6 protein-coding genes and 1 pseudogene are annotated in these 21,946 nt (G+C 75.7%); all 7 read right to left on the reverse strand.

The features are described from left to right. Positions 1–78: 78 nt before the first annotated feature. Positions 79–1,113, reverse strand: a complete 1,035-nt coding sequence (gene sbnB, locus ACSNOD_RS06510) for a 2,3-diaminopropionate biosynthesis protein SbnB (RefSeq protein WP_436765786.1) — start codon at positions 1,111–1,113, stop codon at positions 79–81. Between the two features lie 183 nt (positions 1,114–1,296). Next, on the reverse strand, positions 1,297–2,361 hold the full coding sequence (locus ACSNOD_RS06515) for a TauD/TfdA family dioxygenase (RefSeq protein WP_436765787.1): 1,065 nt from the start codon (positions 2,359–2,361) through the stop codon (positions 1,297–1,299). 252 nt (positions 2,362–2,613) lie between these two features. Further along, positions 2,614–5,436 (reverse strand): amino acid adenylation domain-containing protein, encoded by a 2,823-nt coding sequence (locus ACSNOD_RS06520; protein ID WP_436765788.1) that lies wholly within the window; start codon positions 5,434–5,436, stop codon positions 2,614–2,616. Positions 5,437–5,612: 176 nt separating this feature from the next. Beyond that, positions 5,613–6,809, reverse strand: coding sequence for an acyltransferase family protein (locus ACSNOD_RS06525; protein WP_436765789.1), 1,197 nt, complete (start codon positions 6,807–6,809; stop codon positions 5,613–5,615). Then, a complete protein-coding gene (locus ACSNOD_RS06530) occupies positions 6,802–7,809 on the reverse strand; it encodes an alpha/beta hydrolase (protein WP_436765790.1) in 1,008 nt (335 codons plus the stop codon). The genes ACSNOD_RS06525 and ACSNOD_RS06530 overlap by 8 nt, the downstream gene beginning before the upstream one ends. A 430-nt stretch (positions 7,810–8,239) precedes the next feature. After that, entirely contained in the window at positions 8,240–14,035 is a 5,796-nt protein-coding gene (locus tag ACSNOD_RS06535) for an amino acid adenylation domain-containing protein (RefSeq protein ID WP_436765791.1), read from the reverse strand. Continuing rightward, a pseudogene (locus ACSNOD_RS06540) lies at positions 14,032–21,942 on the reverse strand (amino acid adenylation domain-containing protein); the annotation flags it as partial. The gene ACSNOD_RS06535 and the pseudogene ACSNOD_RS06540, both read right to left, overlap by 4 nt. Positions 21,943–21,946 lie beyond the last annotated feature (4 nt).

The following is a 21,946-nucleotide window of genomic DNA, read 5'->3' on the forward strand; positions in this document are numbered from 1 at the left end:
GGGGTGGGGCGGGGGGCCATGCGGGCCGTGGGGGCCGCACGCGGCGAACGACGTCCGCGTGGAAGAAGCCGGAGCGGCTCAGCCGTGGCGGCGCATCTCGTGGAAGAAGCCGTCCACGACGTTCAGTTCACCGGCGGCGAGCGTGGCGTCGTGGACGTGCTTGCCGACCGCGAGGTCGAGCACCCCGAGCCCGAACGGGGAGAAGATCACCGGCCGGTCGACGGGCGGTACGAGGTCCCCGGTCAGCACGTCGTACAGCGTGCCGTGCACGAAGTCCCGGTTGCCCTCCCGCTGTTCGGCCAGGTGCAGCGAGGTGTTGGCCTTCAGGCAGTGCTCCACGTCGTCGACCACGTTGGTCGCCGACAGCACCACCTCGGGCGACAGGTCGCGCAGCGAGACGTGCAGCACCAGCGGGTTGTGCGAGAACCAGTCCGGGTCGGTGACGTGCGGGGTGCCCGCGACGGTGGCGAAGACCACCAGGTCGGAGGAGCGGATGAGCTCCTCGGGGCTGCGGTGCACGGTGATCAGGTCCGCGCTCCCGGTGCCGGCCGCGTAGCGGGTGAACCCCTCCGCGGACTCCTCCGACAGGTCGTACACCCCGAGCTCCTCGAACGCCCAGCCGGTGCGCACGAGGTAGGTGTGCACATAGCGGGCGATCAGGCCGGTGCCGAAGAAGCCGACGCGCAGCGGGCGCGGGCGGCCGGCGGAGAGCCGCTCGGCGGCGAGCGCGGCCGAGGCGGCGGTCCGGGCGGCGCTGATGATGGAGCTCTCCAGGCAGGCCAGCGGGTAGCCGGTGTCGTGGTCGTTGAGGATCAGCACGGCGGAGGCGCGGGGGATGCCGGCGGCCACGTTCTCCGGGAAGCTGGAGATCCACTTGAGGCCGTCCACGCGTACGTCGCCGCCGATGGAGGCCGGCAGGGCGATGATCCGCGAGCTGGGGCGGTCGGGGAAGCGCAGGAAGTACGACGGCGGGTTCTCCGTCGCGCCCTCTCCGTGCAGCCGGTAGGCGGTCTCGATGAGATCGACCACCTCCCGCTCCTTGCCGTCGAGGACCCGGTGCACCTGGGCACCGGGGATCACCGCGAAGGAGGGTGCCGCTGTGGGCTGGGACATCTGTGTCTCCGTCATGCTGGTCCGTGAAAAGGGGAGTGAAGGGCAGGGAAGGGGAGGCCGGCCGGGGCGCGCGCCGGGTCGTTACCGCCGCGCGCCGGATCAGGCCGTGGTACGCCGGATCAGGCGCGGGCGTGCACCGGATCAGACGCGGGCGCGCGCCGGATCAGGGCGTGACGCGCCGGATCAGGCCGTGACGCCGTCGAGGACGTGACCCGGCAGCCGTACGGGGTCGCCCAGCACCACCGCGATCTCGCGCTCGCCCTGGTACGCCTCGCGGCTGTGCGCCATGCGCAGGTTGTCGACCAGCAGCACGTCGCCGGCCTGCCACGGCTCGCGGCGGGTCGCCGCGCGGTACGCCGCGTTGATCGTCTCGACGACCTCGGCGGGGATCGGCTCCCCGTCGCCGTAGGCCGTGTTGAACGGCAGGCCCTCGGGGCCGTAGAGCGCGAGCAGGTACTCGCGGATCATCGGGTCGAGGGTCAGCTCGTTGAGGAACGCGGCCTGGTTGAACCAGACCGGGCGGCCGGTGACCGGGTGCTCGATCACCACGGCGCGCCGCTGGCGGGTGCGCAGCACGCCGTCCGGGAGCCACTCGTGGTCGATGGCGTGGGCCGCGCAGTACGCGTCGATCTCCGCCTGGTCCTCCGTGCCGAACGCCTCCGACCAGGCCACGCCCACCTCGTGGTAGCAGCGGCGCAGCAGCCAGCCGTCCCGGCGGAAGCGCGCCACGAGGTCGGCGGGCAGCGCCGTCAGCACCTCCTGGGAGTCGGCCACGGTGGTGGCGCCGCCCCCGGCGGGCGCGGTCAGACAGCCGAAGACGGCCGTGGCGGGCACCTCGGCGGCGTAGCTGAGCTCGTGGTGCATGCAGATGGGCTCGTCGTGCGGCCACTCCGAGGAGGAGTAGACGCGGTCGCCGAGCTCGCGCCGGCCGGCGAACCGCTCGCGCTCCACCATGGGCTCGACGCCCAGGGCGCGGGCGACGGCCGCGACGCCGTCGGGCGTGGTGACGCCCAGGCCGCGCAGCAGCACGGCGCCGCGGGCCTCCAGCTCGGCGCGGATCGCCTCCCGGTGGGCGGCGGCCCAGGCGGCGGCGTCGCCGCCCTCCGGCCCGCCGGCGGCCACGCGCAGCAGCGGGGTGCGGCCGGGCTCGTCGATCACCTCGAACGGCGCGCCGTGCGGGGCGTCGACGGGCGCGGCGTCGGCCGGGGCCGCGGCATCGACGGCCGCGACGTCAAGGGTGGTGGTCATGGTGCTGTGCCTCTGCTCTCTCGGATGCTCTGGGGTGCGTACGGGGGCGGGGTACGGGCTCAGTACGGGTGCGGCGACGGGCTCAGTACGGGTGCGGGGTGCGGCGCGCGCTCAGTACGGGTGCGGGTACGGGGTGCGGCGCGGGTCGCGTACGGCGCTCCCGGGGCGCGCGGGCACCGGTCCGCGCCCGCACCCGTACGCCCTCGGCCGGGGTTGCCGACCGGCTCCCGCTCAGGCCGCGCACCGACTCGCTCAGACCGTGACCGGCTCCGCCGCCGCCCGCCGGTCGACGAGCGCGGCGAGGTCGGCCAGCACCGGGTTCTCGGCGATCTCCTTGACCGTCACCCGGCGGTCGAGCGCGATCACCAGCCGCAGCGCCGACAGCGACGTACCGCCCGTCTCGAAGAAGTGGTCCAGCCGGCCGATCCGCTCCTCCGGGACCTTCAGGGCCGCCGCCCACAGGGCCGCGAGCCGGCGCTCGGCGTCGGTGGTGGGCGCCGCGCCCGACCCCGTACCGGCCCCCTCCGCACGGGCCGCGGACAGCTCGTTCGCGAGCCTGGTCAGCGCCTTCTTGTCGATCTTCCCGTTGGGGGTGAGCGGCAGCGCCTCCCGGCGGTGGATGTGGTCCGGGACCATGAACGCCGGCAGCGTGCCGGCCAGGTGCTCGCGCACCCGCTCGGCGGCCGGCCCCGCGTCCGCCGCGTAGAAGGCGACCAGGTGCTTGCCCTCGTCGGCGCCGGCGACGACGACGGCGCCGTCGCGCACCCCGTCGATCCGCAGCAGCGTGTTCTCGATCTCGCCGGTCTCGATGCGGAAGCCGCGGATCTTCACCTGGGCGTCGCGGCGGCCGAGGAACTCCAGCTTGCCGTCGGGCAGCCAGCGGCCGAAGTCACCGGAGCGGTAGAGCCGCCCGCCGGGGTGGCGCGGGTCGGGCACGAACGCGGCCCGGGTGCGCTCGGGGTCGTTGATGTAACCGCGGCCGACGCACACGCCCGAGAAGACGATTTCCCCGGGGGCGCCCAGCGGCACGGGCTCCAGGCGCTCGTCCACGATCAGCACCCGCACATTGCGCACGGGCGGGCCCAGCGGCACGGACGGGTGGTCCGGGACGCGGTCCATGACCTCGTGGTTGGTGTCGTCGCAGGTCTCGGTGAGGCCGTAGGCGTTGACGACCTTCACCCCGGGGAAGGTGGCGAACCAGCGCTCGACCAGCTCCTTCTTGAGCGCCTCGCCGGTGGCGGACACGCAGCGCAGCGCGGGCAGTTCGCGGGGGTGCTGCTCCAGGTAGGAGAGGATCACCTCCAGGTAGGAGGGGACGAGCTGGACGACCTCGACCCGGCCGGTGTCGAGCTTGTCGACGAAGCGGCGGACGTCCAGGACCACGTCCTGCTCGACGATCAGGGTGGTGCCGCCGACCACGAGCGCCGCCACGAGCTGCCACAGCGAGATGTCGAAGCCCTGGGGGGCGGTCTGGGCCACGACCCGGCCCTCGGCCACGCCCAGGTCCTCGATCTTCGCGAACAGGTGGTTGAGGAACCCGGCGTGCTCGCACATCGCGCCCTTGGGCAGGCCGGTGGAGCCGGAGGTGAAGTAGATGTACGCGAGCTGGTCGGCGCCGACCGCCAGGCCGAGGTCGGTCTCCTCGTGGTCCTCCGCCAGCACGGTGTCCAGGTACTCGGCGTGGACGCTCTCCAGGCCGGCCACGGCCTCGTCGAGCGCCGTGGCGTTCTCCCGCCGCGCCAGGGCCCAGCGGGCGCCGCTGCGGTCGAGGACGGTGGCGATGCGGTCGGGCGGCAGGTGCGGCTCGATCGGCAGATACGCGCCGCCGGCCTTGAACACGGCGACCACGGCGGCCAGCCAGGGCAGCCCGCGCTCGGCGGCGACGGCGACGACGTCCTCGTCGCGCAGCCCGCGCCCGCGCAGGGCCCGCGCGATCCGGTTGGCGCGCCGGTTCAGCTCGTCGTACGTCCACCGCTCGCCGCCGCACTCGGCGGCCACGGCGTCGGGGTGCAGCCGCACCCGCTCCTCGAACAGCTCGTGGAACCGGCGGTCCGGCAGCTCGCGCTCCGGGCCCGCGAGGTCGTGCAGCTGGAAGGTCAGCTCGTCGGCGGAGAGCAGGCTCCGCTCGTGGTGCGGGGCGCCGGGGTCGGTGGTGAGGGCGGCCAGCGCGGCGAGGTGGTAGCCGGCGACGCGGGCGGCGAAGTCGCCGTTCACGGCGTGCGGGCGGTGCAGGAGGACCAGCTCGGCGGGGGTGGCGTCGGCCGCGCCCGCCCCGTGCGCGACGCCGACGGCCAGGAGCGTGTCCGGGGCGAGGTCCGCCTCGGCCGGGTCGCGGTCCGTGACCAGCACGGTGTCGAACAGCGCGTCCGCGCGGCGCAGTTCGGCGCGGAGGGCGGCGAGCGGCGCGCGGTGGTGGCGGTCCGCGGCGGCGGCGACGTCGGCCGCCGCGCGGATCAGCTCGTGCCAGGGGCCGTCCTCGACGACCACACGGCAGGGCAGCGGCTCGGCGTACGCCGTCGTGAGGCGGCCGGTGACCACCTCGCGGTCGCCGGTGAGCGCGGCCATCACCTTCACGTGCGCGGCGAGCAGCAGGGCGCCGGCCGGGACGGCGAGTTCGGCCGCCGTACGGGTGAGGGCGTCGGCCAGCTCGGCGGGTATCGCGGTGCGGTGGGCGGCGATCGCGGGGGCGTCGCCCGTGGTTCCGGTCGCCTCGGGGGCCCAGCGGGGCAGGGCGGTGAAGCCGCCGGCGGACAGCACGTCCCGCCAGTACGCCTCCGCCTCCGCGTCGATACGGTCGGAGCCGGGGCGGTCCGCGTCCGGACGGTCCGCGTCTGTACGGCCCAGGCCCGGACGGCCCGCGTCCGTACCGCTCTTCGCACGGCCCGCGTCCGTACCGCGCTCCGTACCGACCGCCTCCGTACCGCCGGCGCCCGTACCGCCCTCCGTACGAGCCACGTCCGCGGCGGCGTACGTGTCCGTGCGCGCGTCCGCGTCCCGCTCGGCGACGGTGTCGCTCCCGGCGCCGCCGGGGCCGTTTCCGTGCCCGTGCGCGCGCTCGTCCGACCAACTCACCACGAGCCCAGCCCTCCACCCGAATAATGCATCGGTTCGTTCTGCCTTCCGCGAGATCTCAGCGGTGCGAAAAACGTAGATCGGCGGTTTATCGCCGGAATATCAATGCGACTGCGGCCCCGATATCCCTTTTCCGGGACCGCGCGTCCATGGCCCGTCAGGGCGCCGTCAGGGCGCCGTCAGGGCGTCGTACGGCGCGATCGCGGACGGCCGTGTTCCAGGTGTCGGAACGCCAGCACCAGCCCCACCAGCACCAGAGCGAACAGCGGCAGCCAGGCCAGCCGTTCCGCCGCCCACAGCGGGGTGTCCGGCGGGGTGTGCAGCCCCGGCAGATGCCCGACGGCCAGCCCCACCGAGGTAGTCAGCAGCATCGCCGTCTGGTGCCACAGGAACACCGTCATCGCGGTGAGGTTGACCATCGCCACCGCCGCCCACGCCAGTGGCCTGCGCATCGCCCGGCGCAGCGGTTCGCGCGCCAGCAGCGCCAGGCCCGTCTGGGCCAGCCCGAAGGAGACCGCGACCAGCGTCGGCGGGTTGAGGTTGGACACGGCCTCGCCGGGCACGCCCACCATGCTCGCGGGATATCCGCACCACACGATCAGCGCGGCGGCGGCCAGGGCGCCGCCCACCAGCAGCGTCAGCGGCGCGCGCCACCCCTTGAACGCCCCGCCCGCCCAGGCCGCGCCCAGGCAGTACGGGACGAGCCAGCCGGCGAGGACGTTCACCCATCCCAGCCGCTCGGGCGCGGCGTGACCGAAGCGGGCCAGGTCCACGGCCGCGACCGTGACCACCGGCAGCGCCGCCGCCCACGCCCCTCGGGCGCGCACCGCCATGGCCACGAGCGGGGTCGCGGCCGTCAGCAGCACGAACACCCCGAGGAACCACAGCGGGGAGACGATCAGATGGACCAGGGTGTAGACGGTGTCCCAGCCGGCGTCGCCCGCCGTCAGCCAGCCGGTGATCACCGCCCACACCGCCAGGACGGACGCCACCGGGCGCGACAGCCGGGCCAGCCGGCGGCCCAGCCAGCGCCCGTACGAGGTGCCGCGCGCGCGGGCCGACTCCCAGCTCCGGGCGGCGACATGGCCGCCGACCAGGAAGAACACGGCCAGCGTCTGGAACAGCCAGGACAGCGGGGTGAACACCGGCAGGTGGTGCAGGGGGCTGTCGCCGTGGAGGCGGCCGTCCGAGCCCTGGATGATGGCGGTGACCAGCCAGTGGCCGAGCACCACCCCGCCGATCGCGAACGCCCGCAGGGCGTCGACCGCGCGGTCGCGCTCCACGGGGGTGGCCGCGTCGATCCGGGCCGCGAACGCGCGGACGGAGCGCAGTGCCCGGCCGGCGGGCACGGTGAGGATTCCCGCCGTCTCAGCCATGGGAGCGCACCTCCTCCGGTGCGCGCCCGAGGGCGATCAGGGCGAGGTTGCGCAGTGGGACCGAGCCGGGTCTCAGATAGTCGCCGTGGCCGCCGTCGCCGGCCGCGAACACCCGGGCCCCGAAGGCGGGGGCGACCGGGTCCGTACCCAGGCCCAGCGTCGTACCGAGCGGCAGCGGGAAGGAGACGTGCGGCACGTTCGCGATCGCGTCGCCGCTCGCCCGGCCCGCCCACACCCGGGCGTTCGTGGCGAGGCCGGCCACGGTGCGGGCGCCGGTGCCGGGGCTGCCGAACAGCGCGATGTCGGCCACCGGCAGGCCGGGGGCGGCGCGCCCGCAGACCACGGAGCCATAGCTGTGGCACAGCAGGGCGATGCCGGCCCCGGGGGCGGCGCGGCGCAGTTCGGTGACGAGGGCGCGCAGTTCGCGGGCGCCGTCGTCCGCGCGGCCGGGGGTGATCACGGAGGCACTGATGGTGTTCGGCGTGCGGTAGCCGAGCCAGGCGACGACGGCGGTGCGCGCCCCCGGGCCGCCGGTCTCGCGCGCCTGGGCCAGCAGGGCGCGCGCCCCGCCGCCGGGGGCGGCCCAGGGGGTGCCGCCACGGGTGTCGAAGCGGTCGAGCGTGGTGTCGGCGCCCGGCACGAGGACGGCGACGCGGTCGGCGTGCGCCAGGTCCCCGAGGACCTCCACGGCGCGGCCGGCGCCGCGGGCGTCGAACGACAGGAACTGCCGCTCGGGCGCCGCGAGTTCGCGCAGCGCGCGGGTGCGGGTGGGGTCGTCGCCGCGCTCCGCCGCGCGCAGCGCGGCCTGGATGTCCTGCCGCGCGGCGCGGTAGCGCGCGTCGAGCGTGCTGAGCCCGGCGGGGGCGGCGGACCCGGGGGCGGGCGCGGCGGCCGGCGCGGGCCCCTGGGACGCCTGCGCCCCGGTCACCGGCACGGCCACCGCGGCGGCCACGGCCCCCACGAGGGCCCCCCGGCGCAACGCCCCGGATATCCGGCGCACCCGGCCTCCGCGTGCCGCCCCGGGTTTCTCCGCTCTGTTCACCACGAGCACGACCCTCCACCTGGCTGAGCCGCCGCGACTCTCCTCCGGGGCTCGGGGGAAAGGCGGCGTAAGACTGGTGGTCGGGACGCTATGCGGGCGAATTATCGGCGGGGTATCGATTCCTTTCCGCACGGGAATTACCGCGCACGGGCGGTCCCGTGTCGCGGTTCTGTTTCGCGGTTTCACGTCGCGGATTGCCCCCCACCGGGGGGCGGCCGCGGCCCCGATCCACGGGCGGCGCGGGCCGAAGGCCGGCGCGTCCTGTGTCCCGGACACGGGGAAGGCCCCGCGCTCGTCCGCCCCGGGGAGGGGGACGGGCGCGGGGCCTCATGTCGGTGCCGTGCTTGGCGAGTTGCTGCACGGGCGCGGCGCGCCCGTGCGGCAGGGGTCACGCGCGGGGCAGGCGCTCCGCCAGTACCTTCGCGATCTCCGCCAGCGGCGCCGGCTCCATCATGCGCTCGTGCGTGGTGGCGATCTCCACCTGGTGGATGTCACCGCCGATGTACGGGTTCCACGCGCTCGGGTCCGCCCACTCGCGGCGGTTCTCCGTGGCCACCATCAGGAGCAGGTCGCCCTTGTAGGGGGCCGGCTCCACCGGGGTCACCAGGCGGACGTTGTTGACCAGGACGTCGAGCACCGCCGCGCGCTGGGTCTCGTCGAGGTGGCGGGACTCGCTCTCGCCGCGGCCCATGTAGCCGACGATGCGCCGGCGGACCTCGTCGAGCGTCGCGGGCACCTCGTCCGACTCGCCGTGCATGCGGGCGTACGCCTGGAACATGTCGGTGAGCACCCGCTGCTCCTTCAGGGGCTCCTTGCGGTCCTCCGCCACCGGGTAGGAGTCGAGCAGCGCGAGCAGCGCCACCTCCTCGCCCCGCTGCTGGAGTTCCGCCGCCAGCGCCTGGGCGACGGCGCCGCCGAGGGACCAGCCCACCAGGTGGTAGGGCCCGGACGGCTGCACCGAGCGGATCTGCGCCACGTAGTCGTCGAGCATCTCGGCCAGCGAACCGGCCGGCCGCTCGCGGCCGTCGACGCCGCGCGACTGGAGGCCGTACACCGGCTGCTCGGCGTCCAGGCCGCGCAGCAGACCCGCGTAGCACCAGCTCAGGCCGCCGACGGGGTGGACGCAGAACAGCGGCGGCCGCTCCCCCGTGGCGCGCAGCGGCAGCAGGACGTCGAAGCCGCCGGCCGCGCCGCCGCCGTCGCCGTCGAGCCGCTCGCACAGCGCGGCGGGCGTCGGGGCCTCGAAGACCGTGCGGACGGTGACCCGCGCGCCGAGCACCGGGCCGATCAGCCCGGCCAGCTTGGAGGCGAGCAGCGAGTGGCCGCCGAGCTCGAAGAAGTTGTCGTCGATGCCGATGTGGTCGACGCCGAGGACCTCGGCGAACAGCCGGCACAGCACGTCCTCGCGGGCAGAGCGCGGGGCCCGGCCGGTGGGGGCGGCGGCCGGCGCGGGCAGCGCCTTGTGGTCGACCTTGCCGTTGGGGGTGAGCGGCAGATCGTCCAGGGCCACCAGCGCCGAGGGCACCATGTACTCGGGGAGCCGGCCGAGCAGCCGGGAGCGCAGCCGGGCGAGCACGTCCGCCTCGGAGGCGCCATCGGAGGCGCCATCGGCGGAGCCGTCGCGGTCGGCCCCCGCCAGGACCACGTACGCCACCAGCCGCCGGTCGCCCGGCCGGTCCTCGCGGATGGTCACCACCGCGCGCGCCGCCTCCGGCTGCCGCGCGATCGCGTCCTCGACCTCGCCGAGCTCGATGCGGAAGCCGCGCAGCTTCACCTGGCCGTCGGCCCGGCCGACGAACTCCAGCTGCCCGTCCTTGCGCCATCGCACCAGGTCACCGGTGCGGTACAGGCGGCTGCCGGGGGCGCCGTACGGGTTGGCGACGAAGCGCTCGGCGGTCACGGCGGGCCGGCGCAGATAGCCGCGCGCCAGCCCGTCGCCGGCGAGGTAGAGCTCGCCGGGCACCCCGGCCGGCACCGGCCGCAGCGCCGCGTCGAGCACATACGCCTGGGTGTTGGCGAGGGGCCGGCCGATGGGCTGCGGGCCGGGGCCCGCGGCCGGGTCGCAGAGGGCCGAGGTGACCTCGACCGTGGCCTCGGTCGGGCCGTAGCCGTTGACCAGCCGGCGGCCGCGCGACCAGCGCTCCACGAGCTCGGGGGCGCAGACCTCGCCGCCGACGATCAGCGTGCGCAGCTCGGGCAGCTCCGCGTCGGGCAGCCCGGCGAGCACCGAGGGCGGCATATGGGCGTGGGTGATCCGCTCGTCGGCGAGGAAGCGGGCGAGCTCCTCGCCGACCGGGGTGCGCTCGGGCACCACCAGGCACGCGCCGGACAGCAGCGCCATGCACAGCTCGGAGACGGAGACGTCGAAGCTGGGCGAGACGAACTGGATCACCCGGCTGCCGGGCCCGGCGGCGTGGAAGTCGCGGTGGTGGTCGGCGAGGGCGGCGAGCCCTCGGTGGGTGACCACGACGCCCTTGGGGGTGCCGGTGGAGCCGGAGGTGTAGATGACGTACGCCGGGTGGTCCACGCGCAGGGCCGCGGTCCGGTCCGCGTCGGTGGGGGCGGTCGCCGGGCGGGCGGCCACCTCGGCGGCGTGGCCGGGGTCGTCGAGGAGGACGAGCTCGGCGGCGCCGGGCAGCGGGTCGGGCAGGGCCGCGGCGGCGGCCCGGTCGGTGAGCACGCACACCGGGTCGGTGTCGGCGAGCATCAGGGCGAGCCGCTCGGCGGGGTACGCGGGGTCGAGCGGCACGTACGCGCCGCCCGCCTTGGTCACGGCCAGGACCGCCACGATCAGCTCGGCCGACTTGGGCAGGGCGACGGCCACGAACCGCTCGGGCCCGACGCCGCGCGCGATGAGCTGGTGGGCGAGCCGGTTGGCCCGCTCGTCGAGCTCCCGGTAGTCGAGCTCCACGCCGGCGCAGGACAGCGCGGGGGCGTCGGGGGTGCGGGCGGCCTGGGCGCCGAACAGGTCGGCGAGCGGGGCCCGCTCCAGCTCGCGGGCGGTGGCGTTCCAGCCGTGCAGGAGCTGCTCGCGCTCGTCGTCGGCGAGGGTGGCGAGCCGGCTCAGCGGCGCGTCGGGGGCGGCGGCGGCCGAGGCCAGCAGCCGGGCGAAGCGGTCCGCGAGGCGCTGCGCGCTGTCCCGGTCGAAGAGGGCGGTGGCGTACTCGACGATGCCGCGCAGGCCCGCCGGCTCGCCGTCGGCGCCCTGGCTCTCGGCGACGCTGAACGACAGGTCGAACTTGGCGGCGCCGGCTCCGGTGGCCTCGAAGTCGACGGTGACGCCCGGCAGCTCGAAGCGGGGGCCGGTGGTGTTCTGGAACGCCAGCATCACCTGGAACAGGGGGTGGGCGGCGGCCGAGCGCACCGGGTTGACGGCCTCGACGAGCCGCTCGAAGGGCACGTCCTGGTGGGCGTACGCGGCGAGGTCGCTCTCCCGGACGCGTTCCAGCAGCTCCTGGAAGCTGGGGTCGCCGGCGGTGTCCGTGCGCAGCACGAGGGTGTTGACGAAGAAGCCGACCAGGTCGTCGAGCGCCTCGTCCGTACGGCCGGCGACCGCCGTGCCGATGGGGATGTCGGTGCCCGCGCCGAGGCGGGTGAGCAGCGCGGCGAGGCCGGCCTGGACGACCATGAAGAGGCTGCACCGGTGGGCGCGGGCCAGGGTCAGCAGGGCGCGGTGGGTGGCCGCGTCGACGGCCAGCTCCACGGTGTCGCCGCGGTGGTCGGCGACGGCGGGGCGGGGCCGGTCGGTGGGCAGGTCGAGCAGCTCGGGGGCGCCGGCCAGCCGGTCGGTCCAGTAGGCGAGCTGCCGGGCCAGCAGGCTGTCGGAAGCGGAGCCCCCGGCGGACGCGGCCCCGGAAGCGGCCCCGGAAGCGCCGTCGGCCTCGGCGGAACCGGCCTCGCCGGCGACGTCACCCTCGGCGACCCCACCGGCGGTGGCCGCGTCGTCGTCGCCCAGCAGCGCCCGCTGCCACAGCGTGTAGTCCGCGTACTGGACGGCCAGCGGCTCCCACTGAGGCGCCGCGCCGCCGAGCCGCGCGGTGTACGCCTCCGCCAGGTCGCGCAGGAGCGGGGAGACGGACCAGCCGTCGCCGGCGATGTGGTGGACCAGGATCAGCAGGACGTGCCGCTCCTCGTCGAGCCGGAAGAGAGTGGCGCGCAGCGGGGTCTCGACCGCCAGGTCGAAGGGCCGGCGGGCGGCCTCGCCGAGCGCGGCCGGCAGCCCGGCGTCGTCGACGTCCACCACGGGCAGCTCGCAGGTCACCTCGGCGGCGTCGAGGATGCGCTGGTACGGCACGCCCTCCGCCTCGGCGAACACGGTGCGCAGGCTCTCGTGGCGGGCGACCACGTCGCCCAGCGCGGCCCGCAGCGCGGCCGGGTCGAGCGCGCCGGTGAGCCGCAGCGGCATGGGGATGTTGTACGTGGCGCTCGGGCCCTCCAGGCGGTCGAGGAACCACAGCCGGCGCTGGGCGAAGGAGAGCGGTACGCGCTCGGGGCGCTCGGCCGGGCGGACCGGCTCGCGGGCGGTCCGGCCCTGGTCGAGCCGCTGGGCGAGGGCGGCGACGGTCGGGGCCTCGAACAGGGTGCGCACGGGCAGCTCGACGCCGAAGGTGGCGCGGACCCGGCCCAGCAGCTTGATCGCGGACAGCGAGTGGCCGCCGAGCTCGAAGAAGTCGTCGTCGACGGCGACGGACGGCTTGGCGAGCACCTCGGCGAACAGGCCGCGCAGGATCTCCTCCTGGGGGGAGGGCTGCCGGTCCGTACGGCGGCGGGCCGCGGCCCGGCCGGCCTCGGCGGCGGTGTCGGCGTCGTCGGGGCCGTCGGACCCGTCCTTCGCACCGAAAAGGGCCGCCGGCAGCGCCGCACGCTGCTGGTCCGTGAGCGGCTCGACCGCGCCGAGGGCCAGCTCGGGCGTCGTCACCGCGGTGCGCACGAGCTGCTCGACGCGGGCGACGAGCACCTCGGCCGCGGCCCGGTCGAACAGGTCGGGCCGGTACTCCAGCTTGATGTGCAGCCGGCGGCCGGCCATGCCGGCGATCAGGCGCAGCGGGTAGTGCGCCGCGTCCTTGCCGGTGACGCGGGCGACGCGCAGCCCGGCGACCTCCTTGCGGGCCGATTCGTCGGAGGGGTAGTTCTCGACGGTCAGCGCGGTGTCGAACAGGTCGCCGTGCCCGGCGAGCCGCTGCACCTCGCCCAGCCGCAGCTGCTGGTGGGCGAGGAGGTCGGCCTGCTCCTCCTGGAGGCGGGCGAGGTTGTCGGCGAGCGACGCCGAGCGGTCGAGGCCCACCCGCACCGGAACGGTGTTGATGAACAGCCCGACCATGGTCTCGATGCCGGGGATCTCCGGCGGCCGGCCGGAGACGACCGAGCCGAACACCACGTCGTCGCGGCCGGTGAGCTCGGCGAGCACCATGGCCCAGGCGCCCTGGAGCAGGGTGTTGACCGTGAGGTTGCGCCCGCGCGCCATGGCCTCCAGGGCCGTGGTGAGCTCCTCGGGCAGATCGGTGGAGTGGTACTCGGGGAGCACCCCGGGCCGGTCCGGGTCGGCGGGCATCACCAGGGTCGGCCCGGCCAGGCCGGCCAGCGCCCGGCGCCAGGCGTCCTTGGCGGCGGCCGTGTCCTGGCGGGCGAGCCAGGCGAGGTACTCGCGGTACGGGGTGACCGGCGGCAGGCCGGCGGCCGAGCCATGGTCGGCGTACAGGGCGAGCAGCTCGCGCAGCAGCACCGGGGCCGACCAGCCGTCGATCAGGATGTGGTGGTTGGTCATCACCAGCCGGTGGCGCCCGGGGGCGAGCCGGACGAGGGTGAAGCGCACCGCGGGCGGCGTGGCGAGGTCGAAGCGGCGGGCGCGGTCGGCGTCGAGCAGCGCGGTGAGCTCGGCCTGCCGGGCCTCCTCGGTCAGGTCACCGAGGTCCAGCTCGGCCCAGGGCAGCGGCACCTCGCGGTGGATCACCTGGATGGCCTGGCCGTTCTTCCGCTGCCGGAAGCCCGCCCGGAGGTTGGGGTGGCGGCGCAGCAGGGCGCCGACGGCGGTGCGCAGCCGCTCGGTGTCCAGCGGCCCCTCCAGGTCGAGGAAGAGCTGGGTGTTGTACACGTCCGTGCCGGCCTCATCGGCGAGCGCGTGGAAGAGGAGGCCCTCCTGGAGCGGGGAGAGGGGCAGGACATCCTCGAGTCCCGAAGTCTTCATGCGAGTTCCTTAAGTTCAGCTTCAAGATCGTCGATTTCGTCCTGGCTCAGCTCGACCAGCGAGAGGTCGGACGGGGTGAAGCCGCCCGCGTCGGAGGCGGCCGTGCCGTCCACCAGGGCGCGCAGCATCCGGAACCAGCCCTCGGCCAGCGCGCGCACGTCGTCCTCGGTGAAGAGCGCGGCGGGCCAGGTCCAGGTGGCGCTGAGCAGGGGACCGCCGGGGTGGTCCTCGGTGATGGCGTTGATCTCCAGGGCGTGGCCGACCGGCATCGCCGCGTCCCGGGGGGCGGGACCGCGCACTCCGGGGACCACCGCCCAGTCGGCGGCGGCGCTCGTACGCCGGTCATCGCCGCCCGCCGCCCCCGCGTCCCCGCCGCCCGCGACGGGGAACCGGCCGAGGTAGTTGAAGCCGATCTGGGGGGTGGGCCGCCCGGCGAGCAGCGGGGCGGTCTCCGGGTTGAGGTGGCGCAGCAGCCCGTAACCGAGGCCGTTGTCGGGCAGTTCGCGCAGTTGCTCCTTGACCCGCTTGAGCGCCTGGCCGAGGGCGGCGCCGGCGGCGGCTCCGCCGGCGGCGAGGTCCACCGGGCCGGGGTCGAGGCGCACGGGGAAGAGCGAGGTGAACCAGCCGACGGTGCGGGAGAGTTCCGCGCCCTCGACGATCTCCTCGCGGCCGTGGCCCTCCAGGTCGATCAGGACCGCGCCATCGGTGCCGGCGGCCCGCCCGCGCCGCTCGCGGTGCTCGCGCACGGCGAGGGCGAGGGCGGTGAGCAGGGCGTCGTTGACGCCGGCGTGGAAGGCGGCGGGGACGGTGGTCAGCAGGGGTTCGGTGACGTCGGACGGCAGCCGCAGGGTCAGGGACCGGGTGGTGCCGGCGACGTCCCGGGCCGGGGCGGCGGCGGCCTCGCCCAGCACCGGGTCGGGGGTGTCCAGGACGCGCTGCCACAGCGGGAGTTCCGCCACCCGGCGCGGCTCGGCCGCGGCCGCGGCGAGCCGTTCGGCCCAGCGGCGGAAGGAGGTGGGCACCGGTTCGAGCGCGGTCGCGCCCGGCTCCGCGCCGCCGGCCGCGGCCTCCCAGGCGGTGGCCAGGTCGGGCAGCAGGATGCGCCAGGAGACGCCGTCGACCACCAGGTGGTGGGCGACGATCAGCAGCATGCCGGGGTGGTCGGGGCCGGCGTCGAACCAGACGAGGCGGAGCATCGCGCCGTCGGCCGGGGCCAGCCCGGCGCGGGCCGCCTCGCCGTGCTCGGCCACGGCGGCGTCCAGGGCGGCGCCGGTCAGCCCGGTCACGTCCACCCGGCGCACCAGGCCGGCGATGTCCGTCGCGCCGCGCGGCGCCACCCGAAGGTGCCAGTCCCCGTCGGTGCCGGGGCCGACGAGCCGGGAGCGCAGCACGTCGTGCCGGTCGAGCAGGGCCCGTACGGCCGCGTGCAGCCGCCGCTCCGAGGCGCCGGCCGGCACCCGGACGACCATCGACTGGTTGAAGCCCTCGTAGGCGCCGCCCAGGTCGCGCAGCCAGTGCATGATCGGGGTCAGCGGCAGGGCGCCGATGCCGGCGTCCGGGTCCTCCTCGGCGGGGCCGCCGGCGTCCTCGGCGATCCGGGCCAGGGCGGCCGGGGACTGGTGCTTGAACACGTCGCGGGCGGTGACGACCAGCCCGGCCCTGCGGGCCCGGCTGACGAGCTGGATGGAGAGGATGCTGTCCCCGCCGAGCTCGAAGAAGTTGTCGTCCACACCGGCGCGTTCGATGCCCAGCACCTCGGCGAAGAGGGCGCACAGCGTCTCCTCGCGCGGGGTGCGCGGGGCCCGGCCCTCGGGGCGGGCGGAGTGGTCGGGCGCGGGCAGCGCCTTGTGGTCCACCTTGCCGTTGGGGGTGAGCGGCAGGGCGTCGAGCGCGACGAGCGCGGAGGGCACCATGTAGTCGGGCAGGAGGCCCGCGGTGTGCTCGCGCAGGGCGCCGGTCTCGCAGCCGGTCCCGCTGCCGGCGGCGGGGACGACGTACGCCACCAGCCGCCGGTCGCCGGGCCGGTCCTCGCGCACGATCACCGCGGCCTGGGCCACCGTCTCGTGCGCGGCCAGCACCGTCTCGATCTCGCCGAGCTCGATGCGGAAGCCGCGGACCTTGACCTGGTGGTCGGCGCGGCCGATGAATTCCAGCTGGCCGTCGTGACGCCAGCGCGCCAGGTCGCCGGTGCGGTACATCCGCGAGCCGGCGGGCCCGTACGGGTTGGCGACGAACCGGCCGGCGGTGAGCTCGGGCCGCTGGTGGTAGCCGCGGGCGAGGCCCGCGCCGGCGACGTACAGCTCGCCGGGGACGCCGACCGGCACCGGGCGCAGGGCCGCGTCCAGCACGTAGACCTGCGCGTTGGCGATCGGGCGGCCGATGGGCGGGGTGACGGCTCCGCTCACCGGCCCGCTCATGGTGGCGCAGACGGTGGTCTCGGTCGGCCCGTACGCGTTGATCATTCGGCGGCCGGCCGACCAGCGCTCCACCTGACCGGGCGCACACGCCTCACCGGCCACGACGAGGGTCATGGTCGCGGGCAGGGCGCCGTCGGGCAGTACGGCGAGGGCGGCCGGCGGCAGGGTGGCGTGGGTGACGCCGTGCCGGGCGAGGGTCTCGACGAGCGCCTCGCCGGGCAGCAGCCGCTCGGCCTCGGCCATCACCAGCCGGGCGCCGGACAGCAGCGCCATGCACACCTCGGAGGTGGCGGCGTCGAAGCTGGGCGAGGCGAACTGCAGCACCCGGCTGTCGGGGCGGACCCCGAAGACGTCGATCTGGCCGGCGGCCAGGCTCGCGATGCCCCGGTGGGTGACGACCACGCCCTTGGGACGGCCGGTCGAGCCCGAGGTGTAGATGGTGTACGCGGCATGGTCCGCCGTCAGCGGGCCGGTCCGCTCGGCGTCGGACGGGTCGTGGCCGGGGCGCCGGGCCAGGGCGGCGGCCAGCTCCCGGTCGTCGAGGCGCAGGGTGCGCCAGGGGCCGTCGGCCGGGAGGCCGGCGGCGCTGTCGCCGAGGGTGACGACGGTGTGAGGGCGGGCGTCGTCGAGCATGTACGCGATGCGCTCCGCCGGGTACTCCGGGTCGACCGGCAGATACGCGCCACCGGCCTTGGAGACGGCCAGGATCGACACCAGCCACTCCAGCGAGCGCGGCAGCGCCACCGCGACCACCCGCTCCGGGCCCACGCCCGAGGCGATCAGGTGGTGCGCCAGCCGGTTCGCCCGCTCGTTCAACTCGGCGTAGGTCAGCTCGGTGTCACCGAAGACCGCCGCGACCGCGTCCGGCGCCTGGGCCACCCGCCGCTCGAACAGCCACGGCAGGGGCGCCTCGTCCACCTCACGCGCGGAGTCGTTCCACGCCACCAGCACCCGCTCCCGCTCCTCCGGCGAGAGCACCTCCAGCTCGCCGACCGGCCGCGCCGGATCGGCCGCGGCCTCGTCCAGGAGGCGCACCAGCCGCTCGGCGAGCAGCTCGACGGTCTCCGGCGTGAACAGGTCGGTGGCGTAGACGACGCTGCCGTCGATGCCGCCGGGGGCGCCGTCGGCATCCTGGTGGTCGCGCAGGCTGAAGGAGAGGTCGAACTTGGCGGCCCCGGCGTCCAGTCCCTCGACGCGGGTCTCCAGGCCGGGGAGCTCGATCCGGGCCGCCGCCTGGCTCTGCAGGGTCAGCATGACCTGGAAGAGGGGGCTGTGGGCGAGCGAGCGCGCCGGGTTGACGATCTCCACGAGCCGCTCGAACGGGATGTCCTGGTGGGCGAAGGCCGCCAGATCGGCCTCCCGCACCCGCTCCAGCAGCTCCTGGAAGCTCGGGTCGCCCAACACGTCCGTGCGCAGCACCAGCGTGTTGACGAAGAAGCCGACGAGATCGTCCAGCGCCTCGTCCGTACGGCCCGCCACCGCCGTACCGATCGGAATGTCCGTGCCGGCACCCATGCGGCTCAGCAGGGCCGCGAGGCCGGCCTGCACGACCATGAAGGTCGTGGTGCCGGTGCGGCGCGCCAGCTCCACCACGGCGCGGTGCGTCGTGGCGCCGATGGCGAAGTCCACCTGGCCGCCGCGGTACGAGGCGGTGGCCGGGCGCGGCATGTCCACCGGCAGGTCCAGCAGCTCCGGCGCGCCGGCCAGGGTCTCGGCCCAGAACGCCGACTGCCGGGAGATCACGCTCTCCGGGTCCGCCTCGTCACCGAGCACCTCGCGCTGCCAGAGCGCGTAGTCGGCGTACTGCACCTCCAGGGGCTCCCACGCGGGGGCCGCGCCGCCCAGCCGGGCGGCGTAGGCGGTGGACAGGTCCCGCAGCAGCGGGCCCGTGGACCAGCCGTCGGCCGCGATGTGGTGCAGCAGCACCAGCAGCACCGACCGGTCCTCGGCGACCCGGAACAGGGTCGCCTTCAGCGGCAGTTCGGTGCCGAGGGCGAAGGCGTGACCGGCCGCCTCGCGCAGCGCCGGCTCGATCCCCTCCTCGGTGACCCGCACGGTCTCCAGGGCGGGGGCGGCCCCGTCCGCGGGCACGACCACCTGTCGGGGCTCGCCGTCCACCTCGGTGAACAGCGTCCGCAGGCTCTCGTGCCGGGCGACCACGTCGGCCAGGGCGGCGCGCAGCGCGTCCTCGTCGACGCGGCCGCTCAGCCGCAGCGCCAGCGGCACGTTGTACGTGGCGCTCGGGCCCTCGACGTGGTCGAGCACCCACAGCCGGCGCTGGGCGAAGGACAGCGGCAGCGCCTCGGGGCGCCGGCCGCCGGTGGGGCGGGTGCGCGCCTGCTCGGCGCCGTCCAGGCGGCCGGCCAGGGCGGCCACGCTCGGGGCCTCGAACAGCGCCTTGATGGCGAGTTCGACGCCGAAGGCCGAGCGGACACGGCTGATCAGCCGGGTGGCCATCAGGGAGTGGCCGCCCAGGTCGAAGAAGTTGTCGTCCACGCCGACCCGGTCGACGCCGAGGACCTCGGCGAACAGACCGCACAGGATCTCCTCGCGCGGGGTGCGCGGCGCGCGGCCCTCGGGGCGGGCGGACCGGTCGGGCGCGGGCAGCGCCTTGTGGTCCACCTTGCCGTTGGGGGTGAGCGGCAGGGCGTCGAGCGCGACGACGGCCGACGGCAGCATGTAGTCGGGCAGGGCGGTGGCCGCGTGGCCGCGCAGCGCCGCCTCGTCGCACCCGCCGGCAGCGGGGACGACGTACGCCACCAGCCGCCGGTCGCCGGGCCGGTCCTCGCGGACGATCACCGCGGCCTGGGCCACCGTCTCGTGCGCGGCCAGCACCGCCTCGATCTCACCGAGCTCGATCCGGAAGCCGCGCAGCTTCACCTGGTGGTCGGCGCGGCCGATGAACTCCAGCTGGCCGTCGTGACGCCAGCGCGCCAGGTCACCGGTGCGGTACATCCGCGAGCCGGCCGGACCGTACGGGTCGGCCACGAACCGGCCGGCCGTCAGCTCCGGCCGCCGGTGGTAGCCGCGGGCCAGACCCGCGCCGGCCACGTACAGCTCGCCGGGCACGCCCACCGGCACCGGCCGCAGCGCCGCGTCCAGCACGTACACCTGCGCATTGGCGATCGGGCGGCCGATGGGCGGGGTGACAGCTCCGCTCACCGGCCCGCTCATCGTCGCGCAGACGGTCGTCTCGGTCGGCCCGTACGCGTTGACCATCCGGCGGCCGGCCGACCAGCGCTCCACCTGGCCCGGCGCACACGCCTCACCGGCCACGACCAGGGTCATCCCCTGCGGCTGCGCGCCCTCGGGCAGCACCGCGAGGGCGGCCGGCGGCAGGGTGGCGTGGGTGACGCCGTGCCGGGCCAGGGTCTGCATCAGGGCCTCGCCGGGCAGCAGCCACTCGGCCTCGGCCATCACCAGCCGGGCGCCCGACAGCAGCGCCATGCAGACTTCCCAGGTGGCGGCGTCGAAGCTGGGCGAGGCGAACTGCAGCACCCGGCTGTCGGGGCCCACCTCGAACGCCTCGATCTGGGCGGTGACGAGGCTCGCGATGCCCCGGTGGGTGACGACCACGCCCTTGGGACGGCCGGTCGAGCCCGAGGTGTAGATCATGTAGGCGGGGCTCGCCGGGGTGAGGGGCGCCGAGCGCTCGGCGTCCGTCGGATTCCCGGCGGCGGCCCGCTCCAGCGCCCCGGCGGTCGCGTCCGCGTCGAGGACCAGGGCGGAGGTGCCCGCCGGCAGCCGGTCGAGGGTGGCGCGGTCGGTGATGACCGCGTGGGGGCGGGCGTCGTCGAGCATGTACGCGATGCGCTCCGCCGGGTACTCCGGGTCGACGGGCAGATACGCGCCGCCGGCCTTGGAGACGGCGAGGATGGAGACCAGCCACTCCAGCGAGCGCGGCAGCGCCACGGCCACCACCCGCTCCGGGCCGACACCCGAGGCGATCAGGTGGTGGGCCAGCCGGTTCGCCCGCTCGTTCAACTCAACGTAGGTCAGCTCGGTGTCACCGAAGACCGCCGCGACCGCGTCCGGCGCCTGGGAGACCTGCCGCTCGAACAGCCAGGGCAGCGGCGCCTCGTCCACCTCACGCGCGGAGTCGTTCCACGCCACCAGCACCCGCTCCCGCTCCTCCGGCGAGAGCACCTCCAGCTCACCGACCGGCCGCGCCGGATCGGCCGCGGCGGCGCTCAGCAGCCGGGCGAGGCAGCCCGCGAGATACGCGGCGGTCGTCTCGTCGAACAGGTCGACGGCGTAGGTGAGTCCACCGGTGAGGCCGGCCGGCGCGCCGTCCTCGCCCCGCCGCTCGTGCAGGGTGAAGGACAGGTCGAACTTGGCGGTCCCGGCGTTGAGGTCCTCGACCTCGACGTCCAGGCCGGGCAGGTGCGGCTTGCCCTCGGCGTTGTTCTGCAGGACCAGCATCACCTGGAACAGCGGGTGATGGGCCAGCGTACGGGCCGGGTTGACGATCTCGACCAGCCGCTCGAACGGGATGTCCTGGTGGGCGAAGGCCGCCAGATCGGCCTCCCGCACCCGCTCCAGCAGCTCCCGGAAGCTCGGGTCGCCCGACACGTCCGTGCGCAGCACCAGCGTGTTGACGAAGAAGCCGACCAGATCGTCCAGCGCCTCGTCCGTACGGCCCGCCACCGCCGTACCGATCGGAATGTCCGTGCCCGCGCCGAGGCGGCTCAGCAGGGCCGCGAGACCGGCCTGCACCACCATGAAGAGGCTGCAGCGGTTGGCGCGGGCCAGCTCCGCCAGGCGGCGGTGGGTCTCGGCGTCCACGGTCAGCGGCACGGTCTCGCCGCGGTGCCCCGCGACGGCCGGGCGGGGGCGGTCGGCGGGGAGCTCCAGCAGCTCCGGCGCGCCGGCCAGGGTCTCGGCCCAGAACGCCGACTGCCGGGAGATCACGCTCTCCGGGTCGCTCTCGTCACCGAGCACCTCGCGCTGCCAGAGCGCGTAGTCGGCGTACTGGATCTCCAGCGGCTCCCACGCGGGAGCCGCGGCGCCCCCCCCCCCCCCCCCCCCCCCCCCGCCGCCCAGCCGGGCGGCGTAGGCGGCGGACAGGTCGCGCAGCAGGATGGCCACGGACCAGCCGTCGGCGGCGATGTGGTGCAGCAGCACCAGCAGGACGGAGCGCTCCTCGGCGACCCGGAACAGCGTCGCCTTGAGCGGCAGTTCGGCGTCCAGCGCGAACGCGTGGCCGGCGGCCACGCGGAGGGCGGCGTCCAGCTCCGGCTCGGCCACGGCGGTCTCGGTCAGCTCCGGGACGGCCGCGTCACCGCTGAGGACGCGCTGCCGGGGCTCGCCGTCGACCTCGGGGAAGACGGTGCGCAGGCTCTCGTGCCGGGCGACCACGTCGGCCAGGGCGGCGCGCAGCGCCTCCGCGTCGACGCGACCGCCGAGCCGCAGGGCCAGCGGCACGTTGTACGTGGCGCTCGGGCCCTCAAGCCGGTTCAGGAACCACAGCCGGTGCTGCGCGTAAGAGAGCGGA

The sequence above is a fragment of the Streptomyces sp. URMC 123 genome (assembly GCF_051386515.1).
GTDB lineage: Bacteria > Actinomycetota > Actinomycetes > Streptomycetales > Streptomycetaceae > Streptomyces.